Source organism: Koromonas soli (assembly GCF_059726265.1).
Genome location: NZ_AP040872.1, coordinates 1800996 through 1823838 on the forward strand (window position 1 = coordinate 1800996; position 22843 = coordinate 1823838).

Genomic DNA, 22843 nt, shown 5'->3' on the forward strand with positions numbered 1-22843 from the left:
GGATGCGGCTTAGCTTTCTAAAGACGGAGCAGCAAAACCGCGTCTCGTCAAACCTGGACAGGTTAAGCGCGGCTGACATCGCCGCATTGATGAATCGCGAGGATGCGAAGGTCTTGCGAGCCGTTCGCAAGGTGACACCTCAGATCGCAAAGGCGATTGATGTGATTTGCGAACGCCTGTCTCGTGGTGGACGCCTCATCTATGTCGGCAGCGGAACAAGCGGCAGGATTGGTGCACTCGACGCAATCGAGTGTCCGCCCACGTTCGGCACCGATCCGGAAATGATCCAATACATGATCGCCGGAGGCGAAGATGCGCTTGCCAGCGCACGCGAATCAAACGAAGACTCCGCTGAATCAGGCGAGCGGGACATAGCACGGCGCAAGCCCGGCAAGAAAGACGTCATCGTAGGACTTTCGGCGAGCGGACGCACTCCCTACACAATTGCGGCGCTTCGGTACGCTGCAAGAAGGAAAGCCGCCACCATAGCCATCGTCTGCAATCACTCCTCGGAGTTGGCGAAAGTTTCCCAGATTGCGATCGAAGCCGAGGTCGGTCCCGAGGTGCTCACCGGATCGACGCGCCTGAAAGCGGGCACAGCGGAAAAGATGATCTGCAATATGCTTACGACGGGAGCAATGGCGCGTCTTGGGTATGTTTACGACAACCTCATGGTCAACATGCGGTTGACGAACGAAAAGCTTGTGGAGCGCGGAATCTCCATTGTCGAGATGGTCGCAGGGGTAAACCGCGCGACGGCTCTGGAGACCATTGAGGTGGCAGACATGCATGTTTCCGTCGCTCTCGTGATGCTGTGCAGAGACACTACTCGCCTCAAGGCGGAACGCCTCCTCAGGCGAGTTCGCGGCAGCGTACGTGCCGCAATTGACTCGTGCTCTTGAGCTAAAACGCCACAGGAGTGCCGCGCTGGCGCATGGCTTGATAAACTAGGGTGTGACGCATTCATCCCGCACCGAATCAGAACATCCTCATCGCGGTCTGCTTCGCTTTCTCGGAATGGCGAGCGGTGCCAGTGTTGCGACCATCTACTACAACCAGCCTCTTCTGCATGAAATGAGTCACACCTTCCACGCTACCTCCAGCCAGGTGGGCGCTGTGGCCGTGGCAACACAGATGGGCTATGCCGCTGGCATTCTCATGTTCGTTCCCATGGGCGACGTAATGGAGAGGCGCGGGTTGATGGTGAAGCTCTTTGCCGCCGTTACGCTTGCGATGATTATCGCGGGATTCGCGCCATCGTTGTGGACCTTGGTGCTGGCAAGCGTCGCCATCGGGATGACCGCTTCAGTGACGCACGTACTGGTCCCGATCGCTCCGGAACTGGCCGACCCCGGCGACAGCGGCCGAGCCATCGGCACGGTGATGACCGGACTGCTGCTTGGAATTCTGTTGAGCCGCGCCGCCAGCGGCATTGTGGCGGAAATGCTGGGATGGCGTGCAGTGTTTCTCGTCGCGGCTGCCGTGACTGCGGTCTTTGTTCCTCTGCTACGCTGGAGACTTCCTCCGCTGCCGGCAGTAAAAGCTGTGCGCTACAGCGAAGCACTGGCGTCGCTATGGAAATTGGTGAAAGAGCAGCCCACGTTACGCGAGGCGTCGATTGTTGGCTTCTTGTCGTTCGCCGCGTTCTCTTCCTTTTGGACGAACCTGGCGTTCCTGCTCGCAACACCCCACTACAAATTGGGCGCGGGCGTTGCAGGAAGCTTCGGCGTGCTCGGTGCTTCGGGAGCCCTGATCGCCTCTACCGCTGGCCGCATGGCGGATCGCAGAGGAGCCCGGTGGGTGATAGCCTTCGCGCTCGCCGGCCTGAGCATGGGATACCTGATCTTATGGGTGTTCGGATACCACATGGCCGGGCTGATCGTTGGAGTGATAGTTCTCGACCTCGGGCAACAGGCGATGCAGATTGCGAACCAGACACGGATCTTCAGTCTTGTTGAAGGCGCTCGGAGCCGCATTAACACCATTTACATGATCACTTTTTTCCTCGGCGGCGCTGCCGGTTCGGCGCTCTCGACGGCGGCATGGTCAAAGTGGCAATGGAATGGAGTTTGTGCGTTGGGACTGCTCTTGCTCGGGACGGCGGGGCTCACGCACGCAATTGGTTCGGCGCGCAATCCAGTTGCCCCGACCAATGGGCTCACCGGCGTGCAGGATGAAGCTTAGAGCTAGAGGCGCTTGGTCATGAAGATGGCGTCAACTTCGCGGTTGTAATAACGCTGAAGGATCTTGATGCGCTTGAATCCGTGCTTGTCGTAAAACGCCAACGCAGACTCGTTATTGACCGCCACTTCCAGCACCACCATAAAAGCAGTCATCTTGCGAAGTCGTTCGCAGGTAGCCTCGATGAGCATGGTTCCCAGCCCATGACGACGCGCGTCAGGATGAACATCGATGGTGATGACGTGTCCGTATCCTTGCCGCTGGTAATGGAAGGTCACAAAGCCCGCGACGGGTCGTCGAGGCGTGGGTGCTGTTGGTTTCTGTTTGCCCTGCGCCAAAGACCCTGCAGGTGCACCTTCAGCAGCCTCTGAGTCGTTTGCCCACTCTGCGACGATGGTGTAGGACCGGCGCTGCTCGATGAAGCTGGCGAGTTCTGGTCGGCTGTACGCAATTCCGGGGTCGAAGCAGAGCCGATCCAGCTTGAACAGCGACTCGAAATCGCGCTTGTCATAATCGCGCAGGGTGAATATTGGAACTGTCAGGGGCATGAGGACAGTCTTCATCTTAGCAGATGGGAAATGAAGAGAGTTGCCGAGGAATAACTGACACTTCACGGGAGGCGCGCTATGCGCCTCCCGCTTCGGACTCCGATATCAGGCCGCCACACGCGCGCGGACATGATGATCGATGAACATCTTGATCATCTCCTGGTTGAATCGTGCGATGTCAGAGGGTTGACGGCTAGAGACCCAGTTCCCTTCGCGCACGACCTCTTTGTCGGTCCAAAAAGCCCCTGCGTTTTGCAGGTCGTCCTGAATAGTCTTGTAGCTCGTCATATGGCGCCCCTTCACCAGACGGGCTGAGGTCAGCAGCCATCCGCCATGGCAAATCACCGCAATGGGACGACGCGTCTGGTCGATCCGGCGCACAAACTCCTGGGCCAGCGGCTCACTTCGAAGCGCGTCCGCATTCATAGCACCGCCGGGCAGGAGTACCGCGTCGAACTTGTCAGGATCAGCCTCGGCAAGTGTCTGATCTACCTGAATTTTCTGTGTTTTCTTGTCGTGCTGCACGGCTTGAATCTCACCGCCGTGAGGAGCGATCACAACGGTAGCTGCTCCTGCATCGTCCAGTGCTTTGCGGGGTTCCATGAGTTCAGCTTCTTCAAACAGATCGGTGGCAAGGATTGCCACCCGGAAACCTGAGAGGCGCTGTTCAGGCATACTGTTCCTCCATTCCCTTCGGGCATTGGGATGCCCGCGAGGTCGTGTGAGGTTTCACATTTCACGGAAGCATAAGCCACAATGCCACGGATTCACGCGATGGAAACAATGTCCTTGGTGCGCTTGAGTTGCCCGCACGCGGCGTAAATGTCCAAGCCGCGAGGCCGACGCACATACGCTGGAATACCACTGGCAATCAGAATCTGCTGAAATGTCTGTACCGCTTCCGGCTTGGGCGTTTGGAATGGGATTTCCGGTCCGGGGTTGAGCGCAATCAGGTTGACCTTGGCGCGAATTCCATTCAGTAAATCAACAACTTCGCGGGCGTTCTCCGGCGCGTCATTCACACCTGACAGAAGGACATATTCGAACGTCAACCACTCGCGCGAACGCAGTGGAAACTGTCGCGCAGCTTCCAGCAGTGTCGCCAGATTCCACTTTCGATTGATCGGCATCACCCGTTCGCGCACTTCGTCATTGGATCCATTGAGAGAAATCGCAAGGTGCGGTCTCACCGGCTCACGACCGAACTCGGCAATGCGTGGCACAATCCCCGACGTCGAGACCGTCATGCGCGACTCTGAGATGCCAACCCCATGCACAAGAAGTCGAACCGCGCGCATGAAATTGTCATAATTCAGAAAAGGCTCGCCCTGGCCCATGAACACCAGGTTGATCCTATCGCGCCCAATGACAATGTCGTGATCGCTTAGAATCAGCAGTATCTGACCGACGATCTCGGCAGCCGTCAGGTTGCGCTGCAGCCCCAGGAGGGCCGTCATGCAGAATTTGCAATTGACCGCACATCCTGATTGCGATGACAGGCAGATCGTCCCGCGGCGATAGGTGTTGTCAGTCGAGGACCGCACGTCGGATGATTCCTCGGACGCAGGTTCATCTTCAGCCCCGTCGCCTTCCGGCATCCAGACAGCCTCAACAGTTTGAGCATCCGAAAACCGTACCAGATAACGCACCGTGCCGTCCCGGGACACAAATCTCTGATCAATCTCCGGGAAATTGATGCTGTACCCTGCCGAGATCAGACGGGAACGCAGAGACTTTGGGAGAGTGCTAAATTCCTCTAAGGTAGTTCGGCGCTGGGAATAGACTGCATCATACAATTGTCGCGCACGGAAGCGGGGCTCACCTAAGGACTCCATCAGCGATGTAAGTTCCTCAAGCGTTAACCCCAGTATTCCGAGTTGTTGAATCTGTGTCATGCATCTAATACTGAAGCGCGTCTGACACCCCAGGCATCTCTTAATTCTACGATTGTACAGTGAGTGATCTGTAAAGCTGGCAGCAGGCTATGGAATCTGTCCTGACGGCATCTCCAGCCGTGTGCAAATAGTTTGAGGCATTTGACCGGAAGGGGTCCCAATGTACGATGGAAAAAGTATGAATGCATCACTCCGGAATATACGCAGGACTGTTCTGCCCAATGGACTCACCGTTATCACCGAGGAAATGCCCCACATCCGTTCGATTTCCGCTGGTGTCTGGATTCGAACCGGCTCAAGGCATGAAGAACCTGAAGTGAACGGTATCTCTCACTTCGCTGAACACATGGTTTTTAAAGGCACCACAAGCCGCACGGCAGAGATGATCGCGCGCGAAGTGGACTCATTTGGAGGCAATCTCGACGCATTCACCGCAAAAGAATGTGTCTGCTTCAACGTGCGAGTCCTTGACGAGCACCTCGGTAGTGCTATGGACGTCCTTTCCGATCTCGTGCTGAATCCGTCTTTCAATGACACAGATGTGAAGAAGGAACGTAGCGTCATTATGGAAGAGATCAAGATGGATGAGGACAATCCAGACTATCTCGTTCACGAAATATTCGTGCAAAGCTTCTGGAAGGATCACCCGCTCGGACGTCCTATCCTGGGTACTCGCGAGACGGTGAAGAAGTTCGCACCTCCGCTGCTATTCGACTACTACAAACAGCGCTTCCATGCGGGCAACATGGTGATCGCGGCGGCCGGAAATCTGAATCACGACGCCTTCCTCGAATTGGTCACGAAGAAGTTTTCGCATTTACCCGCCGTGACTAGCGAATTGCAGGATCTCGCGCCGAAAGCGACAGCCAGGATTTCCATGCGCAATAAGAAGTCGCTGGAACAGGTTCAGCTCTGCATCGGCGTGCCGTCGTATTCCATTTCGCATGAGAATCGATACTCGTCCTTCGTTCTGAACACGTTGCTCGGAGGGGGAATGAGCTCCCGGCTTTTCCAGAATGTGCGCGAGAAGCAGGGCTTGGTCTATTCGATCTTCAGCGAGCTAAACCCTTACCGCGACACTGGCTGTCTGGCCGTTTATGCAGGAACCTCCAAGGAATCGGCACCGAAGGTTGTGCAGTCTGTATTAAAGGAGTTTCGCGACCTAAAGGAAGTACCGGTTACGGGAGAGGAACTTTTTCGCGCCAAGGCCCAACTCAAGGGCAGCCTTATGTTGAGCCTCGAATCCTCAATGGCGCGCATGAGCAACCTAGCCAGACAAGAAATGTACTACGACCGTTTTTACGGGATGAACGAGATTACGGATAAGATCGAGGCTGTTCGCGTAGAGGACGTGCAGCGTGTGGCGCAGGAGTTTTTCATCTCCGATCGAATCGCAGTAACCATTCTCGGCAACCTGACCGGCCTGAAGATCTCTCGCGACCAAATCGAGTGTTAACGCCGGTATAAGGGCGAGTACTACTCGTGCTTGCCCCTTTACCCGGTGAAAGCCCTAGCTTGGTTGACACTTTTCGTCATTTTACGATGCCGTTTTGTGTCAACCACAAGTTGACTTTTCAATTGCATCTCCCCGACACTCTCTCACGCTTCTATTTCACACTCCTCCAAATACAATCTTTTGCTTGGCTTATGTCCCACTCACGTTCGGATAACGAGCGATGGAACACAATGGCAAGAGAGTTGCCATAGACCTCTGTAGACAGACACAGATCTGTTCAACTCGGACAGACGGAGAATAAGAAGAAATGCGTAAACAAAAAGGCTTCTCGCTGATTGAATTGCTCATCGTTGTCGCGATCATCCTGATCATCGCCGCAATCGCCATCCCGAACCTGCTCCGGTCGCGTATTGCCGCGAACGAAGCCTCCGCTGTGGGCTCCCTGCGTACCATCAACACTGCCGAAGTGTCTTTCTCGACCAGCTATCCTAATGTTGGATATGCGACCACTCTGCTGGCGCTGGGCGATGGCGGAACCGCCTCGGTCTGCCCTGGGACACCCGACCAGACTCATGCTTGCTTGATCGACTCCGCAGTCGAAAATGCCAGCGCAAGCACCTCTGGCAAGAGCGGCTACTGGTTCACTTTGGCCTCAGATTCCAACCTCGGGTACACGCTTCTTGGCAAACCGGTAACCGCAGGTACTACTGGCAACAAATACTTCTATACCGATTCGACTGGCGTGATCCGCTACAACCTGAACTCTGTCGCCAGCGCGTCCAGCACCGTGATTCAGTAACGTACACTTCAGGCAATTTCGAAGGGAGCACCTCCGGTGCTCCCTTCTTTTTCGTGATCCTCATTGTTCTATGGCTTCCACTATTAGCTTCGGATCCGAAACCTACGTCCCTTCACTATCGTCACTACGGGAATGAGACAGTTTGGCCAAACAGTTGCTTTGATTGAGACTAGTCACACAGACTGTTCTATATGGACAGACGGAGAAAAAGAAGAAATGCGTAAACAAAAAGGCTTCTCGCTGATTGAATTGCTCATCGTTGTCGCGATCATCCTGATCATCGCCGCAATCGCCATCCCGAACCTGCTCCGGTCGCGTATCGCCGCGAACGAAGCCTCTGCGGTGGGCACCGTGCGCACAATCAACACCGCCGAGGTGTCGTTCTCGACCAGCTATCCGAACGTAGGATATACAACCACACTTCTGGCGTTGGGCGACGGCGGAACCGCTTCGGTCTGTCCTGGAACTCCTGACGCAACTCACGCTTGCTTGATCGACTCCGCAGTCGAAAATGCCAGCGCAAGCACCTCTGGCAAGAGCGGCTACTGGTTTACTTTGGCTAGCGACGCCAATCTGGGATATACGCTCACAGGCCAGCCCGTTACCTCCGGTACGACGGGAAACAAGTACTTCTATTCCGACTCGACTGGCGTGATCCGCTACAACCTGAACGCCGCCGCCACCGCATCCAGCACCGTGATTCAGTAACATACGCTCAGGCAATTTCGAAAGGAGCACCACTCCGGTGCTCCTTTTTGCTTTGCTTGTGAAACTTGTTCGGCCGAGCAATCGTTCTATAATCAGGCAAATGTCTGCCATCGAAATACAGGGACTTGAGAAGTCCTACAGGACTGGTTTTTTTGCAAACAAGCTGAAGCGAGGTTTGCTGCCACTAACCCTGTCCGTCGAAGATGGCGAAGTCTTTGGGTGCCTTGGCCCAAACGGAGCAGGAAAGACTACAACGATCAAGCTGCTCCTTGGGCTTGTGTTTCCCAGCGGCGGTACCGCTACCATTCTCGGGCGTGACATCAGCGACATCGAAGTTAAGCGACACATAGGCTTCCTGCCCGAGCAGCCCTACTTCTATGATCATCTGACTCCACTGGAGTTGTTGGACTATTACTCAAGGCTAAGCGGTGTCGACCCACGCGAGCGCAAGCGGAACATTGATAAGGCTCTCGCCCGCGTAGGGATGGCAGAAAACCGCAGTACCGCCCTGCGCAAGTTCTCCAAAGGCATGCTGCAGCGGGTGGGAATTGCGCAGGCGATTGTTCACGATCCGAAGATCATTATTCTCGATGAACCTATGAGCGGGCTCGATCCGGTTGGCCGTCGCGAAGTGCGCGACCTCGTACAGGAGCTGAATGAGGAAGGAAAAACCATCTTCTTCTCCACGCACATTCTGAGTGACGCCGAGACCCTTTGCGACCGAGTGGCCGTGCTGAATAAAGGTGAACTGAAGGGCGTCGGTGTAGTCGCGGACTTAGTCCGTGAAGTTAGTGGCGATATAGAAGTTGTGTGGAGTGGAGCGCAGGCGATTCCGGCGCTGTCGGCGCTTGGTGCGCGATGCCACGCCGCGGGAGATGTCGTGAGGGCCGTTCTTCCGGAGCGTTTGCTCGATTCGGCTCTGGAGGCTCTCCGCAATAACCACGCACGCCTCACAAGCGTTACACCCGTACGCGCCACGCTTGAGGACTATTTCCTGTCGCGCATTGCGCAGCCGAACCCGCACGAGGTGCATGCATGATCGCTCGCCTTTGGGCTATTGCATACAACACCTATCGCGAGGCGGTACGCGACCGCGTGCTCTATAACCTGATTCTGTTTGCTCTGCTCATCGTCGGCGCTTCCCTTCTTGTCGGCCAGATATCGATGGCCATCAACCGAATCGTCTTAATCAATCTCGGGCTGACCGCGATCTCGCTCTTCGGTATCCTAATCGCGATTTTCATCGGTATCGGGCTAGTCTCCAAGGAGATTGAGAAACGGACTTTGTACACCGTTCTGGCGGCTCGCCCCGTGCGCCGATGGGAGTTCATCACCGGCAAGTTTCTCGGCCTGGTGATGACTCTGACGGTGAACGCCCTACTGATGAGCATCGGATTCTTTGCCGCCGTTCTTTATGTATCGCGTGGGCTGGGTCGAGTGGATCTTCAGCTGTTGACCGCAATCTATTTCATCCTGCTGCAGTTCGTAATGATCACGGCATTGGCCCTGCTGTTCTCGACGTTTTCGACTCCGGTGTTCTCATCGATATTCGCCTTCGCTGTTTTTGCCGTAGGCACCTTTGCAGACGACCTGCGCGGATTCGCTCACATGGCCAGCGGCCTTACCAGTTGGGCCATGACCGCCGCAGCTTACCTCATCCCGAACTTTGCTTCTCTGAACGTGATCAGCAGAGTGGCTCACGATGTCGCGATCGATCCGAAGCTGATATTGCTGAATACAATTTACGTTGTCGTTTATACAGCCGCGGTGCTTACCGCCTCCGTCTGGATTTTCGAGCGTCGCAACCTGAAATGACCAGAAACGCGCAAATGCAGGCGAGCTACACGGTGCTGCTGGCGATTCTGCTTTCGGCAAGCGTATTGCTAGTGCGCCAGATTGACCGTACCCGGGACACGCAACCTCTGCAGGAAGTGCTCTACATTCCCTCGCCAAAAGTCGTACAGCGCCTCAGTCTCGGCTACTCCGGCCTGCTGGCCGACATCTACTGGACTCGTGTCGTGCAGTATTTTGGCTCCAAGCACAAAGCCAGAGCTCAGGAATATCGAATTCTGGAGCCACTGTTGGACATGACCACCACTCTCGATCCCAAGCTCCTTCCCGCCTATCAGTTCGGATCAGTGTTCTTGGCGCAAACGCCGCCTGAGGGCGCAGGTGATCCCGCGGCCGCCGCACGCCTCGTAGAGAAAGGCATACGGCAGAATCCGCAGGAGTGGCGGCTGTATTACGATCTCGGCTACATCTATTGGCTAGAGTTGAAGGACCCTGCGAAGGCCGCCGACGCCTTTGAGCGAGGCTCTCGTGTCCCCGGGGCGCATCCATGGATGAAGGTGATGGCCGCCGCCTTACTTGCGCATGCGGGTGAAACCGAAACCGCAAACTACATGTGGACGAACATCCTGAACAACACCGAAGACCCGAACCTACGAGCCAACGCGATCAAACGGCTGCGCTGCCTTCGCGTAGATAACGATGTCAAAATTCTCCAGGAGCGGATCGATCAATTCACTCGCCAAGCCGGGCGGCTGCCATCGAATTGGGCAGAATTGATCTCTGCCGGACTGCTGCACCGTGTTCCGCTAGATCCTGCGAATAGCCCTTACCAACTGCAAGGAGGGCGGGTAGAAGTCGCACACCCGGATCAGTTCCCTTTCATTACGCGTGGTCTGCCTGAGGGCAAAGAACCTCAAGATCTGCCCATGAAAGGCGGCGTCGACGCGTCGAAGCCTCTATGAAAAAACTCAGTACCGCATTCATCCTCTTTCTGATAACTCTTTGTTCATCGCTCCTGGCACAATCCCGTCCGGGGGACGTCCGGAGCATCGCTTCTGCTGTGGACGCCCGCTACAACAATATGAAATCGCTTCGAGCCGACTTCACCGAGGTATATTCGGGCGGAGGCATCAAGCGGAGCGAGAGCGGAACGCTGTGGATCAAGAAGCCGGGAAAAATGCGCTGGGACTATAGTTCTCCGCAGAAGAAGATCTTTGTAACTGACGGTTCCACGGCATGGTTCTATGTTCCAGGGCAGCAACAGGCACGACGCACTTCTGTGAAGAAGCTGGACGACCTCCGCTCGCCGCTCCGCTATCTTCTGGGCCGTTCCAAGCTGGATAAGGAGTTGCGCGGCCTTTCACTGGCCCCGGACGTTCGCCCTGAGTTCCCCGGAGACATCGTTCTTCGTGGCGTGCCCGTGGGCATGGAAGACCGCATCTCACAAGTGTTGCTGGAAGCTGATGGCCAAGGCTATCTGCGGAGGATTGTGATGGACGAACTCGACGGCAGTAAAACCGAGTTTCGCCTTGAGAATCAGAAGGAAAACCTGGTTATCCGTGACGCGGAGTTCAGTTTTCGGCCTCCTGCCGGAGTAGAGGTACTACAAACTAACCAGTTGGAACCCTGAATTCATTGAAACTTTAAGTCCAGTTCTGCGGATACCCTATGTGGGATGCCAACCAAGTTCTCAGGACAGCAATCCCTAAGGTTTCATAGTGTTACACTGAGGGCCGGGCTCGCGCTCACGGTGCGGGCCGTGGATGATACCGTATGGCCGAGTTTGTTGTTCGCGCAGCTGATGAACGCGGCAAGGTTCTTGAACGGGCCGAAGCCGGGTTCTCTGCGGCAGAAATCCGAGACCGTTATCAGCAGTCGGGGTACCTGGTTTACTGGGTGAAACCGCGCGGATTGATCTCTGGCGGCCAAATCCGGATGCCACAACGGCGTCGTGTAAGCCTCGAACAGTTCGTCATATTCAATCAACAGTTCCTGACGCTCATTCGCGCCGGCCTGCCCATTGTGCAGGCCCTGGATCTGCTATCGAAGCGACAGCGTAACCAGTACTTCCGCATGTTGCTCGAAGATGTGCGCGACAGGGCCAAGGGCGGCGAACTGATCTCTGAAGCTTTCGAGAAGCAGGGCGCTTTTCCGAAGATCTACTCCACCACGCTAATGGCCGGGGAGAAGAGCGGCAATCTCGACGAAGTGCTCTCGCGCTACGTGTCTTTCCAACGGCTGGCGTTGTCGTTCCGGAAGAAGTTGCTTGCTTCGCTGGTCTATCCGGTCATTCTGGTTCTGGGCGTCATTGGATTGATCACCATGCTGGTGACGTTCGTGATTCCAAAGTTTGCCGATCTGTTCACCGATCTCGGTCACAAACTGCCTGCAATGACCGAATTTACGATCACGACGGCGCTGTCGATCAAACATTCGTTGCCATTGATCCTGGTAGTTCTGGTTGCGGCTTTCCTGCTGCTGAGAAGATGGTCGCAAACGACGACAGGGGCGGAGACCCTCGACAGGTTCAAGCTCAATCTGCCAGTGGTCGGAAGTATATGGCAGCGGTACCAGATCGCGGTTTTCTCGCGCATGATGTCCACTCTGCTTTCTGGTGGATTGCCGCTGGTGACGGCGCTGGAGACCGCGGGGCAGTCGATGTCCAGCCGACTAATCGTGCGCGGCATCGAAGAATCGACAAAGAGCGTGCGCGAGGGACAGTCTCTGGCACAAAGCCTTGAGCATACCGAGGTCTTCCCCGCCCTAGCGGTTGAAATGGTCGAGGTCGGCGAAGCAACAGGCGCTCTTCCTACCATGCTCAGTTCGGTTGCGGAGTTTTACGAGGAAGACGTACAGTCGGCGCTCTCCGCGGCAATGTCGTTGATCGAACCAGCGATTCTGGCGGTCATGGGCATTGTCGTCGGCTTCATTCTGATTTCGCTTTACCTGCCCATATTCAGCTTCACCGCCGGCTAATCGACACACGTAGGCAGAGGCAGCGCCGCGCGACCAGCGCGCGAAATTCAAAGCAGTAAGTGCAGTTAAGAGGGTTATGTCACAACAGCTATTTGTAGAACAACAGATCCCCGATGCTAATGAAGAGCAGAAGCGTGCTCACGAACTTGCACGGCGATATCGCTGCGAGTACATCGAGCTGAAGGGACACAAGATCCAGCATGAGCTCTTCCGCAAGGTGAAAGTTGAGCTGATGTTCCGCTTCAACTTCATCCCGCTCGAGGAACTGCCGGACGGGCGTCTGGCCATCGCCGTCGCCGACCCGAGCCAGCTCATGGTGATCGATGAAATCAGCCTATTGCTGAACCGCCGGGTCGTTCCGCGTGTGGCAACTCTGACCGAGATCACGGATGTACTGAAGAAGACCGAACAGTCACAGCGCGTACTCGACGAGGCAGGCGAGACATTCACGCTCGACGTCATCCACGATGACGAGGGCAATGGCGACGAGACCATCTCGATTGAGAAGCTGACCGCCGAAAGCGACATCAGCCCGATCATTCGCCTGGTGGATACTACGATCTTCACAGCCCTGCAGCGCCGCGCCAGTGACATTCACATGGAAACGCGCGATGACTCCGTGGTGATCAAGTACCGCATCGACGGCGTTCTGCAGGAGGCGATGAAGCCCATCGCGAAAGAACATCACTCGACCATCATCTCGCGTATCAAGGTAATGAGTGAGCTGGACATCGCCGAGCGTCGCGTGCCGCAGGACGGACGTTTCCGCGTGCGTTACAACGGGCGCTTCATCGACTTCCGCGTCTCGATCATGCCTAGCATTCACGGCGAAGATGCCGTGCTACGCGTGCTCGATAAGGAATCGATGAGCGAGAAGTTCCACAAGCTCACGCTCGATGTTGTCGGCTTCAGCGATTACGATCTGAAGAAGTTCCGCCAGTACATCATGGAGCCCTACGGCATGGTGCTTGTCACCGGCCCCACCGGCTCCGGCAAAACGACGACGCTCTATGCCGCGCTCAACGAGATCAAGTCCGATGAAGACAAGATCATCACCATCGAAGATCCGGTCGAATACCAGCTCAGAGGCATCACGCAGATTCCGGTAAATGAGAAGAAGGGCCTGACCTTCGCTCGCGGCCTCCGGTCAATTCTGCGTCACGACCCTGACAAGATCATGGTGGGCGAAATTCGCGACCAGGAAACAGCGCAGATCGCCATTAACTCGGCTCTTACCGGACACCTGGTCTTCACCACTGTGCACGCAAACAACGTGGTGGATGTCATCGGGCGCTTCCTCAACATGGGCGTGGAGCCGTACAACTTCGTGTCCTCGCTCAACTGCATTCTTGCCCAACGTCTCGTGCGACTCATCTGCGAGCATTGCAAGAAGCAGGTGCGCTACACTGATGCGCAGCTCGAAGCGGCTGGCCTGCGTCCGGAAGAGTGGCGCGACGTGCCGTTCTATGAGGGACCGGGCTGCATGGAATGCGGCGGGACCGGATTCCATGGCCGGACCGCGATCCACGAATTGCTCGACTTGACCGACCATATTCGTGAGCTCATCCTGGAGCGGCGTCCCAGTTCCGAAATTCGTCGCGCGGCACGCGAAGAAGGTATGCACTTCCTGCGCGAGTCAGCGCTCGACAAGATCAGGGCCGGTATCACGACCCTCAAGGAAGTCAACAAAGTCACGTTCATTGAGTCAACGCGATAATGACAGAAAGAAAGAACGCAATTCGCCTGCCTCACATAGCCTGCGAAGTCACTCCGAAAGGGGTGGCAGCGGTTCGCTCGGAAGGAAAGTTAAACACCATCGAGGCGATTCACTCGCGGTCGTTGGCCTCCGGAGTCCTGACTCCAGCGCTCAATGGGCAAAATGTGCAGGACTCCCACGCGCTGACGGAAGCGATTGAGCAGGTCCTCTCCGCAATCGGAGCACGTGGCGGAGATGTAATCGCGGTTTTGCCGGACTCGGCCGTACGTGTCACGATACTTGACTTCGATTCACTGCCCGAGCGGCGCCAGGAAGCGGACGCTGCCGTGCGCTTCCGTCTGCGCAAGTCTCTGCCCTTCGACGTTGAGAAGGCGCAGGTGAGCTTTGACGCACAGCCCACTGCCAACGGTCTGCATGTGGCGGCTACGATCATCCTGCACAATGTGCTCGAAGAGTATGAGTCGGCTTTTCGCGCCGCTGGCTGTTCGCCCGGAGTGGTGTTGCCATCGAGCCTCGGCGCGCTGGGAGCGGTCAATGACGACAGTCCGACCATGTTGCTGAAAGTCGCACATGATTCCACCTCGGTTGCAGTGGTGAACGACGGCCAATTGCTACTGTTCCGCACGCTCGAGGGCGCGGACACAGGTTCGGTTACCGCAGAGCGAATGGCCGATGATATTTACCCCTCGCTTGTCTACTTTCAAGACAACTATGGCGTCGGGATCGACCGGCTGCTTGTAAGCGGAGTGCAGGATCTGGACGAGTTCAGCTCGGCCCTGCAATCTCAAACCGGAGTCCCCGTGAAAGAATTGATCGGGCGAGGAACAGTGGATGGCGCTCAGCGAAACGAGTACGCTGGAGCCATCGGAGCGCTGCTTTAAACGAAAGAGGAACGTAACAGTGCGACTCAACATCAATCTGGCGACGAAGCCGTACCAGGATATCCGCCGCGTGCTGCTGCAATGGGGTGGACTGGTGCTGTTGCTGGCGATTGCCACCATTGCGCTGGTCTCGTACGCAGTTTCGTCCTGGCGTCAATCCCGTGACGTAAACGCACGGATCGCCGTGGTGCGGTCGGAAATTGCCGCACTCGACCGACAGCAGGCAGAAGCAAGTGCGCTGCTGCGCAGCCCGCAAAACGTTTCCGTCGTTGAGAACTCAAAGTTCTTGAACAGCCTGATTGCGCGCAAATCATTCTCGTGGACGCGGGTGTTCATGCAGCTTGAAGAGATCATGCCGCCACGCCTGCATGTTGTTTCGGTCGTGCCCGAGTTGCAGCCGCAAAACACCGTTCTGGTTCATTTGACGGTCGCGGGCACCTCGCGCGATGCCGCCCTGGAACTGGTAAAGCGATTGGAACAGTCACCCTCCTTCCGGCAAGCCCGCATCACCGAGGAGCGCGAAGTCTCTCCTGATAAGGAGAGCAGCGACACTATCCAGTTCCAGCTACTCGCCATGTATGTGCCACGTCCTGCCTCCGAGGTAACGACGCGCACTGTAGCTGATTCCGATGCCGCAGGGCATCCGGGTGCACACGTCACGCAGACGGGAGGTAAGCAATGATCGGCGATCTCCGCGACGTTCGTACACAGTTGTTGGGTGTTGTTGTTGTACTCGTGCTGCTCGACATAGCAGCCATCGCTCTCCTTATGTCTCCCGCCGGACGTTCGCGCTCAGCACGACAGCAGGAGTACGAGCGCCTGCGCCTGGAAAAAATAGAGAAAGCCAAAGTGTCGTTACCGGCGATGGGAATGGACAAGAAGATTGCCGACACTCGCGAGCAGGAAGTTGCATTCACCAGCGAGCGTATGCCGCAGCGCTATTCCACCATGTCCGAGCAGCTCGCGCGGCTTGCCCGAGAGTCTGGCGTTGGCGTCTCCAACGTGAAGTACGATGAGCGAAAGCCGGAGAAGACCGTTCCCGCGGGATATGACAGCATCGGCATCACTATCCAGGTACACGGCACATACGATCAGGATATGCGTTTCATCAATGACGTGGAACGCCAGAAGATGCTACTGCTGATTGACGCGGTCAGCTTCGGTGGAATGAAGGGCGATCAGCTAACCGTCTCCGTTCATCTCTCGACGTATCTCAGGAGTGCGGCATGAAGACCGGAGCCGAAAACAAGACCAAGGTTCGTCTGGCAATTGCGCTCTGCGTTCTTGCCGTTCTGGTCGTCACCTGGACCTTGATGCCGGGCCGTTCGCCGGCGCCCGCATCTTCTCCGACTACGGCTGCACCCGCCTCCGCTCCAACCCGAGCTGGAAGCGCCGCCTCAAAGCCGATGGAAACGCTCGATCCACGCCTGCGTCTCGATCTTCTTGCAAACTCGGAGAACGTCCGATACCAGGGTAACGGCAAGAATATCTTCCGTACGTTCGTTCCTATTGAGCGCCCGGTTGTTCCGCCCTACCAACCGAAGACCGCAACTCCGGTGAACAACGTCAACATTCCTCCTCCGCCCCCGCCCATCAACCTGAAGTATTTTGGGCTGACCAACACTCGAGGAGAGAAACCCTCAGTCTTCCTCGCTCAGGGCGACGACGTTTGGATCGCGCATGAGGGAGACGTCGTCAACCGACGCTACAAGATCGTTCGTATTTCCCCGAACAATGTCGAGGTCGAGGACCTTCTCAACAACAATCGCCAGAGCATTCCGCTTACGCAGGGATAGAAGTTCATGAAGATCAGGATGCGGCGTCAGAGCTTCCGGCAAAAAGAGTCCGGATACATGTTGCTAGTGCTCATGCTCGCCGTGGCTGTGCTGACCATCACCATGCTGCAGGTAGCACGCGAATACCGGCGCAGCATCCAGCGCGACCGCGAAGTTGAGATGATCCATCGTGGCGAGCAATACGCACGCGCTGTAAAACGCTACTACAAGAAGTTCGGACGTTACCCCACGACCGTCGAGCAGTTGGAAGACACAAACAAGATCCGATTCCTGCGCAAGCGCTACAAAGATCCCATGTCGCCCGACGGCACATGGAAGATCGCCCACGCAACCGATATCAAACTGCCCGGAATCGCTAGCGCCAATGTCGGCTCCATCGCGGGCGGAGCTGGGAACAATGCATTGGGCACTCCAACAAGCTCTGCATTCGGAGGGGGCCTGAACGCGACGAATCCTCTGAGTGGCACAGGAAGCCAGCTCGGAACCGGACAGAACGCGGACGGAACCGTCGCTGGGTCCACATCCAGCACGAACTCAGGCTCCACTTCGGGAGGCGACACCGGCTCCCAAGACACGAGTACGAGCGGCAGCACCAACGCAACTGGCACGGGTAACGCTACCAACCAGGTACTTGGCGGCGGAGACATGCTGGGCGTGGTGAGCAAATCGAAAGCCGAGGGCATTCACTCCTTCGGCGACAAGAACAAGTACAACGAATGGTTCTTCATCTACGTGCCCACCCAGGATGTCGGCAATGCGCTGATCACCGGACCTTACAATCCCAAGATGTTCATCGGTGCTGCCAATTCCGGCCTGAATAACTCCAACAAGCCGGGCACGAGCTCAGGCCCTGGTTCTCCGACGTCGGCAACGCCCTCAAGTCCTTCGGCAACTACTCCGGTTGCGACTCCCTAGACTATTTCCGAGCAATGAAAAACCCCGTCGCGAAGACGGGGTTTTTGCATTCACATCATACAAACTACACGTTGAACGAAGATCCGCAACCGCAGGTGCTCTTCACATTCGGGTTCTCGAACTTGAAGCCTGCGCCTTCCAGCGTCTCGATGTAGTCAACGCTTGCGCCCTGCAGGTACATGAGCGAAGTCGCGTCAACGAAAACCTTCAGGCCGTCGAACTCAAAAGTCTTGTCCATGGCTCCGGCGCCATTCTCAAACTGCATGCTGTACGAGAATCCAGAGCAGCCGCCGCCGACAACGCCCACGCGCAGGCCAGTCGGAACCGGGGTCTGCTGAGCCATGATCTCCTTGACCTTGCTGATAGCTGCTGGAGTTAGGGTAAGAGGAGCGGTCTTGACTCCCGGGGTGGTTGTGGTGGTCGACATTGAATTGTTCTCCTCGCAAACCTGATTATAGCAAATCGGCCAGCGCAGGCGACACCCGCGCCAGAGTGAATGCCGCTACCCTGTTGGATGCAAGCACTGCCGGGCGGTCGCAAAAATCCGGCCGATGATGCCGATAAAATTACGCCGGTTGCCATAATCCAGAGCAGCAGCGCGAAATATATTTCAGCAAACAGGGGCTAAAACTGTGCTTATAATGCCATCCACTCCGGCGCTTTCGCCTACGCGAAGGCACGGTGAATCTACCCCATTCAGGCGCCGAGCGCCGTTAGGTGGTGACAGGTATGGAACCGATGTCCGTGATGATGGTTGTGTGGGCCGTGCTGACAACAGTGCTCGTTGTTCTGCTGATCTACCGCAGCGCGCTCTCCATGCATGAGGACGATCAACTTTTCCTCGACAGCTCAGAATCGCATCTTGAGCGCGAGCAAAAAGAGGTGATGGCGCGAATGAACCGTGTGCGTCCCTTCGTGAACATCCTTGGCGCATCGAGCGGATTGCTCGTGCTGCTGATGGTAGGCCTCTGGGTGTGGCGTGGATGGAATAGAGTCTAGCGACTCAGTGCACCATCGCACAGGGCGATCATTCTTTGGAGAATGACTCGAACACAAGCGGGTTGGGACGCCGCACGTTCCCGACCCGGACCACCCTCTTCCCTTCCAGGAAACCGATCAAAGGCTCTCGAAGAATTTCGCCGCGCCATCCCTCCAACACCTCTGGCTGCGGCACTTCATTCTTGTTCAAGAACCAGCGAACAAATTCCTGGATGTCGCTCGTCGTAGCCAGCAGAGCGGTATCGACCTCAGCCTCTGCCGCAAGATTTCCAACCGCTACCGACAATAGCTTCGTCAGCACCGCCACCTGCGGAGGATCGTCACGCCGCTCGTTGTTGGGCAGCTCCGAATCAGGGAGTGCACGTGCCTGCTGCACCGCATCTACAACATCCTGCTCCGCTTTGCGCAGCAACCGGCTGTCGAGTCCACGAATCGAGAACAGATCTTCCACCGTCGCCGGAGATCTTCGCGCAACCTCAATCAGCATGCTATCACCAAGCACGCGTGCCACCGGGACGTTCAGGCTGCTTGCCTGGTGATCGCGCCAGCGCCACACTTCCCGCAGCACAGCAAGCTGACGTCGGCTCAAGCGCGCGCTGCCCGAGATTCTCCAGCGTTCATCCTCACGCATCACGGCCTTGGTCAGACGATCGCATTCACCGCGAATCCAGCTCGTGCGGTTCATCTTCTGCGCGCGCGCCAATAGCTTTTCGCGCATCGGCAGCAGATGCCGCACATCGTCGGCAGCGTATTCCAACTGCATGGGACGCAGTGGGCGCTTGCGCCAATCGGTGAAACTTTCTCCGCCGTTCACCTTTGCGTTGATGACGCGCAGGCATAGATTCGTGTGCGACAGCGGATAGCCGTAGCCGAGCAATCCCGCGGCAATCTGCAGGTCAAGCACACATGCAGGCGCGATTCCGGCGCCCTTTGCGCAGAACTTGATCTCCTGTCGTGCAGCGACGGTTACGACCTCGCGTTCAGGCGATGCCAGCAACTGCCACATCGGCCGCAGGTCATGCAAAGCTATGGGATCGACAATGTAGATCGCGTCAGCAGTTGAGAGTTGAACCAGGCAGAGCTCTGGCTCATAACGGCCCTCGGAGATGAACTCCGTATCGAGGCCTATGACCTGTTGCGAAGAGAGCTGACCAAGCAGAGTTTGAAACTTCTCGGCTGTATCGACGTAGATAGGTTTGTCCGTTGACATTACGAGATGAGCGCCCGATCTCAATTCTAAAAGATGAACCGCTCTGCTGACCAGAGACACCGGAGAGAATGTCGGTTCCATAACCGACATTCTCAGCCTCGCACTTGATCGATCTGCTAGACCTTCACGCTCGCGACGCTTTGAACACCCGGCACTTTGCGCAATTCACCCAGCGCGTCGGCCGGTACGTTCTCATCGATTTCGACGATGGCTAGCGCCTGCTTCCCTTCGCGTCCCAGTGACAGGCGAGCGATGTTGATATTCCGCTTGCCCAGCAACGTACCGATGGATCCAACCACGCCGGGCGCATCGAGATTGTGCACCACGATGTAGTTGCCCTCCATGTGCGATTCGATATCGATGCCGTTCAGATGAACGAGCCGCGGGGACGCCCCATGAACAATCGTCCCACTGCACTCCACCGAACCCGTTGGACCGCTGAGTTTCAGGTTTATCTGGTTAATGCGTGCATTCGGCTCATCGCGCGTCTCTCGAACCACTACGCCGCGCTCCTCGGCCGCAGCCTGCGCATTGATGATATTCGTGGGCTCGTCGCTATCGGACTGTAGGATCGCCGCAACCGCTGCGCTGCGAATCAGTTGCGTCTTCCACGCCCCGATCTCGCCTTCGAACTTCACGTCGATTTCGGCCAGGTTTGAGGCAAACAACTGCGCCGCGAATCTTCCCAGCTTGCCAGCCAGAGCCATGTACGGCTTGATCTGCTTGTACTCCACATCCGAAAGCGATGGCAGATTCACCGCGTTCTGAGCAATTCCTTGCAGCAGGTAATCCCGAACCTGCTTTGCAATCTGAATCCCGACCGCCTCCTGCCCTTCCTTTGTCGAGGCACCAATGTGCGGAGTCGCGATCAGGTTCGGCGCACCAAGCAGCGCTGTGTTGTGGGTTGGCTCTTCGCAGAAAACATCCAGCGCCGCTGAAGCGATGTGCCCCGAGCGCAATGCCGACACTACGGCAGCCTCGTCCACCAGCTCACCACGCGCACAATTCACAAGCCGCACACCGGGCTTCATCTTTGCGATCGCCTCGGCATCGATCATTCCGGCCGTCTGGTGCGTTAGAGCGAGGTGCAGCGAGATGTAGTCTGCATGCGCATAGAGCGCATCCGTCGAAATCAGCTCAATGCCCAGTTCCTTAGCGCGCGCCGGGGACAGATACGGATCGCTGCCCACGACCTTCATCCCAAATGCGCGTGCTCGCTGCGCAGTCTCCGTGCCAATCCTGCCCAGCCCAATAATGCCCAGCGTCTTGCCCGCGAGTTCGGTGCCCTGCAGGCTTTTCTTCTCCCACTTCCCCGAACGCGTCGTCTCGTCCGCACGCGGAATATGCCTGGCCATTGCGAGCATCAATCCGAGCGTCAACTCCGCTACGGAGATCGCGCTCGCACCCGGCGCATTCATCACAACGATGCCTCGCCTCGTTGCAACCTCGACATCGATGTTGTCCACACCAACGCCAGCGCGGCCAATGACTCTGATGTTTCGTGCGGCGTCGATCAGTGCCGCGTCGGCCTGCACTGCCGAGCGCACGATCAGGGCATCGGCGTCCGAAACCGCCGCCGTAGGATCGAGCGCGAACTGTTCAGGAGTGATAACCGTGCTGTTAGGAATCGCCTCCAGCACTTTCATCGCGGCCCCGGCAATCTTTTCGGCTACGACGATCTTCAATGTTTTGCTCCGTTCTCGCGCGCTTCCGCATAGACCTGTTGCGCCGCGCGAAGTCCGTCTCCAAGCTGGAAGCTACCAGGTTTCAACTGCGACAGCACCTGCTCCAGGCCCGCAATAATTGCAACGCAATCGAGATAGTCGAGGAATCCGATGTGCGCAATGCGCAGGATCTCCCCTTTCATCTCACCCTGCCCATCCGACAGCACTCCTGCAAACTCTTTCTTGAACCCCTTGACCAGGTCGCTCGAAGAAACACCCTCCGGAGCCTTGATGGCCGTCACCGCCGCCGAATGCGCGCAAGAGAACAGTCCCAATCCCATTGCTTCCACCGCCGTACGCATGCACAACGCACTCAGTTCGGCATTCTGTACGAGCAGGTCGCGCCCCTTCGCAAGATCGCCCTCTCCCTGCTGTTCCAGGTATTCGAGCGCCGCTCCCATGGCCGCAATCAGCGCCACTGCCGGCGTGTACGCGCTCTCGCCCTTCGCCGCCGACTTCCTCTCCTTGCGCAGATCGAAGTAATAACGCGGCTGCTTGCTCGTCTCCATGCGCGCCCACGCACGGTCGCTCACAGCCAGATACGCAAGTCCCGGAGGAATCATCAACGCCTTCTGCGAGCCGCCGATGATCACGTCAATGCCATCGCCATCTACGTCGAACTTTGTCGTTCCCAGGCCGGTGATGGCATCCACAACCAGCAGCGTATCCGTTCCTTTCAACAGACGTCCCAGCGCGCCCACATCATGACGCACACCGGTCGAAGTCTCCGTGGCCTGCACAAATACGGCTTTCACGTCCGGAGTCAGCGCGGCCTGCACTTCCTTGATCGAAAATGTCTGCCCATAGGGCTTCGAGATCACCACCGACTCGCACTGGAACGCTTTCGCCAGCGACACCCAGCGCTCGCCGAACTTTCCTGCGCTCAGCACCAGGACCTTGTCGCCGGGGCTCGTCAGATTGCTTACCGTCGCCTCCATTGCGCCTGTACCCGATGAGGCCAGCACCACCACATCATTCTTTGTGCCAATAAATGTCTTCAATTGCGCGAGCACTTTCAGATACAACGCGCGGAACTCCGCCGTGCGATGATGCAGATCAGCAGCAGCCATTGCAAATTGCGCAGCAGGAAGAAGTGGCGTGGGGCCCGGGGTAAATAGACGCGTCTTACGGAACATGAAGCATTCTCCAAAGGGGATGTGCGGCGTGCCGCAGTGGAAAGAGGAATGCGCGTTCAGCAAACCAGTGCTGAATGCCATATCATAAACTTTGCGGGGACCCTACTGCTC

The 22843-nt window shown here is 56.8% G+C and carries 24 protein-coding genes; 17 read left to right on the forward strand and 7 right to left on the reverse strand.

Annotated features, from left to right (window positions below; all coding sequences use genetic code 11):
• Positions 1 to 2 precede the first annotated feature (2 nt).
• Together murQ and AC6IY8_RS07840 are read left to right on the forward strand one after the other, a co-directional pair.
• The gene (murQ, locus tag AC6IY8_RS07835) at positions 3 to 902 is read left to right on the forward strand and encodes an N-acetylmuramic acid 6-phosphate etherase (protein ID WP_497778233.1); all 900 of its coding nucleotides are present in this window, start codon (positions 3 to 5) and stop codon (positions 900 to 902) included.
• A gap of 52 nt (positions 903 to 954) precedes the next feature.
• Positions 955 to 2184, forward strand: a complete 1230-nt coding sequence (locus AC6IY8_RS07840) for an MFS transporter (protein ID WP_497778234.1) — start codon at positions 955 to 957, stop codon at positions 2182 to 2184.
• A gap of 2 nt (positions 2185 to 2186) precedes the next feature.
• On the opposite strand, the gene AC6IY8_RS07845 is transcribed toward AC6IY8_RS07840, so the two are convergent.
• The 3 genes from AC6IY8_RS07845 to rlmN all read right to left on the reverse strand — a co-directional run bounded on the left by AC6IY8_RS07845 (position 2187) and on the right by rlmN (position 4624).
• On the reverse strand, positions 2187 to 2729 hold the full coding sequence (locus AC6IY8_RS07845; protein WP_497778235.1) for a GNAT family N-acetyltransferase: 543 nt from the start codon (positions 2727 to 2729) through the stop codon (positions 2187 to 2189).
• Positions 2730 to 2834: 105 nt separating this feature from the next.
• Positions 2835 to 3404, reverse strand: coding sequence for a type 1 glutamine amidotransferase domain-containing protein (locus AC6IY8_RS07850; protein WP_497778236.1), 570 nt, complete (start codon positions 3402 to 3404; stop codon positions 2835 to 2837).
• A gap of 92 nt (positions 3405 to 3496) precedes the next feature.
• Positions 3497 to 4624: a dual-specificity RNA methyltransferase RlmN gene (gene rlmN / locus AC6IY8_RS07855; RefSeq protein WP_497778237.1), complete on the reverse strand. Its 1128-nt coding sequence runs from the start codon at positions 4622 to 4624 to the stop codon at positions 3497 to 3499.
• 178 nt (positions 4625 to 4802) lie between these two features.
• On the opposite strand from rlmN, the gene AC6IY8_RS07860 reads away from it, so the two are divergent.
• The 14 genes from AC6IY8_RS07860 to AC6IY8_RS07925 all read left to right on the forward strand — a co-directional run bounded on the left by AC6IY8_RS07860 (position 4803) and on the right by AC6IY8_RS07925 (position 17663).
• The gene (locus tag AC6IY8_RS07860; RefSeq protein WP_497778238.1) at positions 4803 to 6080 is read left to right on the forward strand and encodes a M16 family metallopeptidase; all 1278 of its coding nucleotides are present in this window, start codon (positions 4803 to 4805) and stop codon (positions 6078 to 6080) included.
• A gap of 307 nt (positions 6081 to 6387) precedes the next feature.
• Positions 6388 to 6879, forward strand: coding sequence for a prepilin-type N-terminal cleavage/methylation domain-containing protein (locus AC6IY8_RS07865; protein WP_497778239.1), 492 nt, complete (start codon positions 6388 to 6390; stop codon positions 6877 to 6879).
• A 216-nt stretch (positions 6880 to 7095) separates the two neighbouring features.
• A complete protein-coding gene (locus AC6IY8_RS07870) occupies positions 7096 to 7587 on the forward strand; it encodes a prepilin-type N-terminal cleavage/methylation domain-containing protein (RefSeq protein ID WP_497778240.1) in 492 nt (163 codons plus the stop codon).
• 175 nt (positions 7588 to 7762) lie between these two features.
• On the forward strand, positions 7763 to 8626 hold the full coding sequence (locus AC6IY8_RS07875; RefSeq protein WP_497778241.1) for an ABC transporter ATP-binding protein: 864 nt from the start codon (positions 7763 to 7765) through the stop codon (positions 8624 to 8626).
• Positions 8623 to 9402 (forward strand): ABC transporter permease, encoded by a 780-nt coding sequence (locus AC6IY8_RS07880; protein WP_497778242.1) that lies wholly within the window; start codon positions 8623 to 8625, stop codon positions 9400 to 9402. The genes AC6IY8_RS07875 and AC6IY8_RS07880 overlap by 4 nt, the downstream gene beginning before the upstream one ends.
• Positions 9399 to 10340, forward strand: coding sequence for a tetratricopeptide repeat protein (locus AC6IY8_RS07885; protein ID WP_497778243.1), 942 nt, complete (start codon positions 9399 to 9401; stop codon positions 10338 to 10340). The genes AC6IY8_RS07880 and AC6IY8_RS07885 overlap by 4 nt, the downstream gene beginning before the upstream one ends.
• Complete coding sequence (locus AC6IY8_RS07890; protein WP_497778244.1) at positions 10337 to 11008, forward strand: LolA family protein; 672 nt, start codon at positions 10337 to 10339, stop codon at positions 11006 to 11008. Before AC6IY8_RS07885 ends, AC6IY8_RS07890 begins: the two co-directional genes overlap by 4 nt.
• Before the next feature lie 143 nt (positions 11009 to 11151).
• A complete protein-coding gene (locus tag AC6IY8_RS07895; RefSeq protein WP_497778245.1) occupies positions 11152 to 12354 on the forward strand; it encodes a type II secretion system F family protein in 1203 nt (400 codons plus the stop codon).
• A gap of 76 nt (positions 12355 to 12430) precedes the next feature.
• Positions 12431 to 14071, forward strand: coding sequence for a GspE/PulE family protein (locus AC6IY8_RS07900; protein WP_497778246.1), 1641 nt, complete (start codon positions 12431 to 12433; stop codon positions 14069 to 14071).
• Entirely contained in the window at positions 14071 to 14952 is an 882-nt protein-coding gene (gene pilM / locus AC6IY8_RS07905) for a type IV pilus biogenesis protein PilM (RefSeq protein WP_497778247.1), read from the forward strand. Before AC6IY8_RS07900 ends, pilM begins: the two co-directional genes overlap by 1 nt.
• Positions 14953 to 14971: 19 nt before the next feature.
• Positions 14972 to 15634 (forward strand): PilN domain-containing protein, encoded by a 663-nt coding sequence (locus tag AC6IY8_RS07910; protein WP_497778248.1) that lies wholly within the window; start codon positions 14972 to 14974, stop codon positions 15632 to 15634.
• The gene (locus tag AC6IY8_RS07915) at positions 15631 to 16182 is read left to right on the forward strand and encodes a GspMb/PilO family protein (protein ID WP_497778249.1); all 552 of its coding nucleotides are present in this window, start codon (positions 15631 to 15633) and stop codon (positions 16180 to 16182) included. Before AC6IY8_RS07910 ends, AC6IY8_RS07915 begins: the two co-directional genes overlap by 4 nt.
• Positions 16179 to 16748 (forward strand): hypothetical protein, encoded by a 570-nt coding sequence (locus AC6IY8_RS07920; protein ID WP_497778250.1) that lies wholly within the window; start codon positions 16179 to 16181, stop codon positions 16746 to 16748. Before AC6IY8_RS07915 ends, AC6IY8_RS07920 begins: the two co-directional genes overlap by 4 nt.
• 6 nt (positions 16749 to 16754) lie before the next feature.
• Positions 16755 to 17663 carry a pilus assembly FimT family protein gene (locus AC6IY8_RS07925; RefSeq protein ID WP_497778251.1) on the forward strand — a complete coding sequence of 303 codons (909 nt, stop codon included), beginning with the start codon at positions 16755 to 16757 and terminating at the stop codon, positions 17661 to 17663.
• Between the two features lie 64 nt (positions 17664 to 17727).
• On the opposite strand, the gene AC6IY8_RS07930 is transcribed toward AC6IY8_RS07925, so the two are convergent.
• Complete coding sequence (locus AC6IY8_RS07930; protein ID WP_497778252.1) at positions 17728 to 18090, reverse strand: HesB/IscA family protein; 363 nt, start codon at positions 18088 to 18090, stop codon at positions 17728 to 17730.
• Between the two features lie 302 nt (positions 18091 to 18392).
• Between AC6IY8_RS07930 and AC6IY8_RS07935 the strand changes: the two genes are divergently transcribed.
• Positions 18393 to 18662 carry a hypothetical protein gene (locus AC6IY8_RS07935; RefSeq protein WP_497778253.1) on the forward strand — a complete coding sequence of 90 codons (270 nt, stop codon included), beginning with the start codon at positions 18393 to 18395 and terminating at the stop codon, positions 18660 to 18662.
• A 28-nt stretch (positions 18663 to 18690) separates the two neighbouring features.
• On the opposite strand, the gene AC6IY8_RS07940 is transcribed toward AC6IY8_RS07935, so the two are convergent.
• The 3 genes from AC6IY8_RS07940 to AC6IY8_RS07950 all read right to left on the reverse strand — a co-directional run bounded on the left by AC6IY8_RS07940 (position 18691) and on the right by AC6IY8_RS07950 (position 22732).
• Entirely contained in the window at positions 18691 to 19872 is a 1182-nt protein-coding gene (locus AC6IY8_RS07940; protein ID WP_497778254.1) for a ribonuclease D, read from the reverse strand.
• Positions 19873 to 19988: 116 nt separating this feature from the next.
• Positions 19989 to 21557 carry a phosphoglycerate dehydrogenase gene (gene serA, locus AC6IY8_RS07945; RefSeq protein ID WP_497778255.1) on the reverse strand — a complete coding sequence of 523 codons (1569 nt, stop codon included), beginning with the start codon at positions 21555 to 21557 and terminating at the stop codon, positions 19989 to 19991.
• Positions 21554 to 22732 (reverse strand): pyridoxal-phosphate-dependent aminotransferase family protein, encoded by a 1179-nt coding sequence (locus AC6IY8_RS07950; RefSeq protein ID WP_497778256.1) that lies wholly within the window; start codon positions 22730 to 22732, stop codon positions 21554 to 21556. Before AC6IY8_RS07950 ends, serA begins: the two co-directional genes overlap by 4 nt.
• Positions 22733 to 22843: the final 111 nt, after the last annotated feature.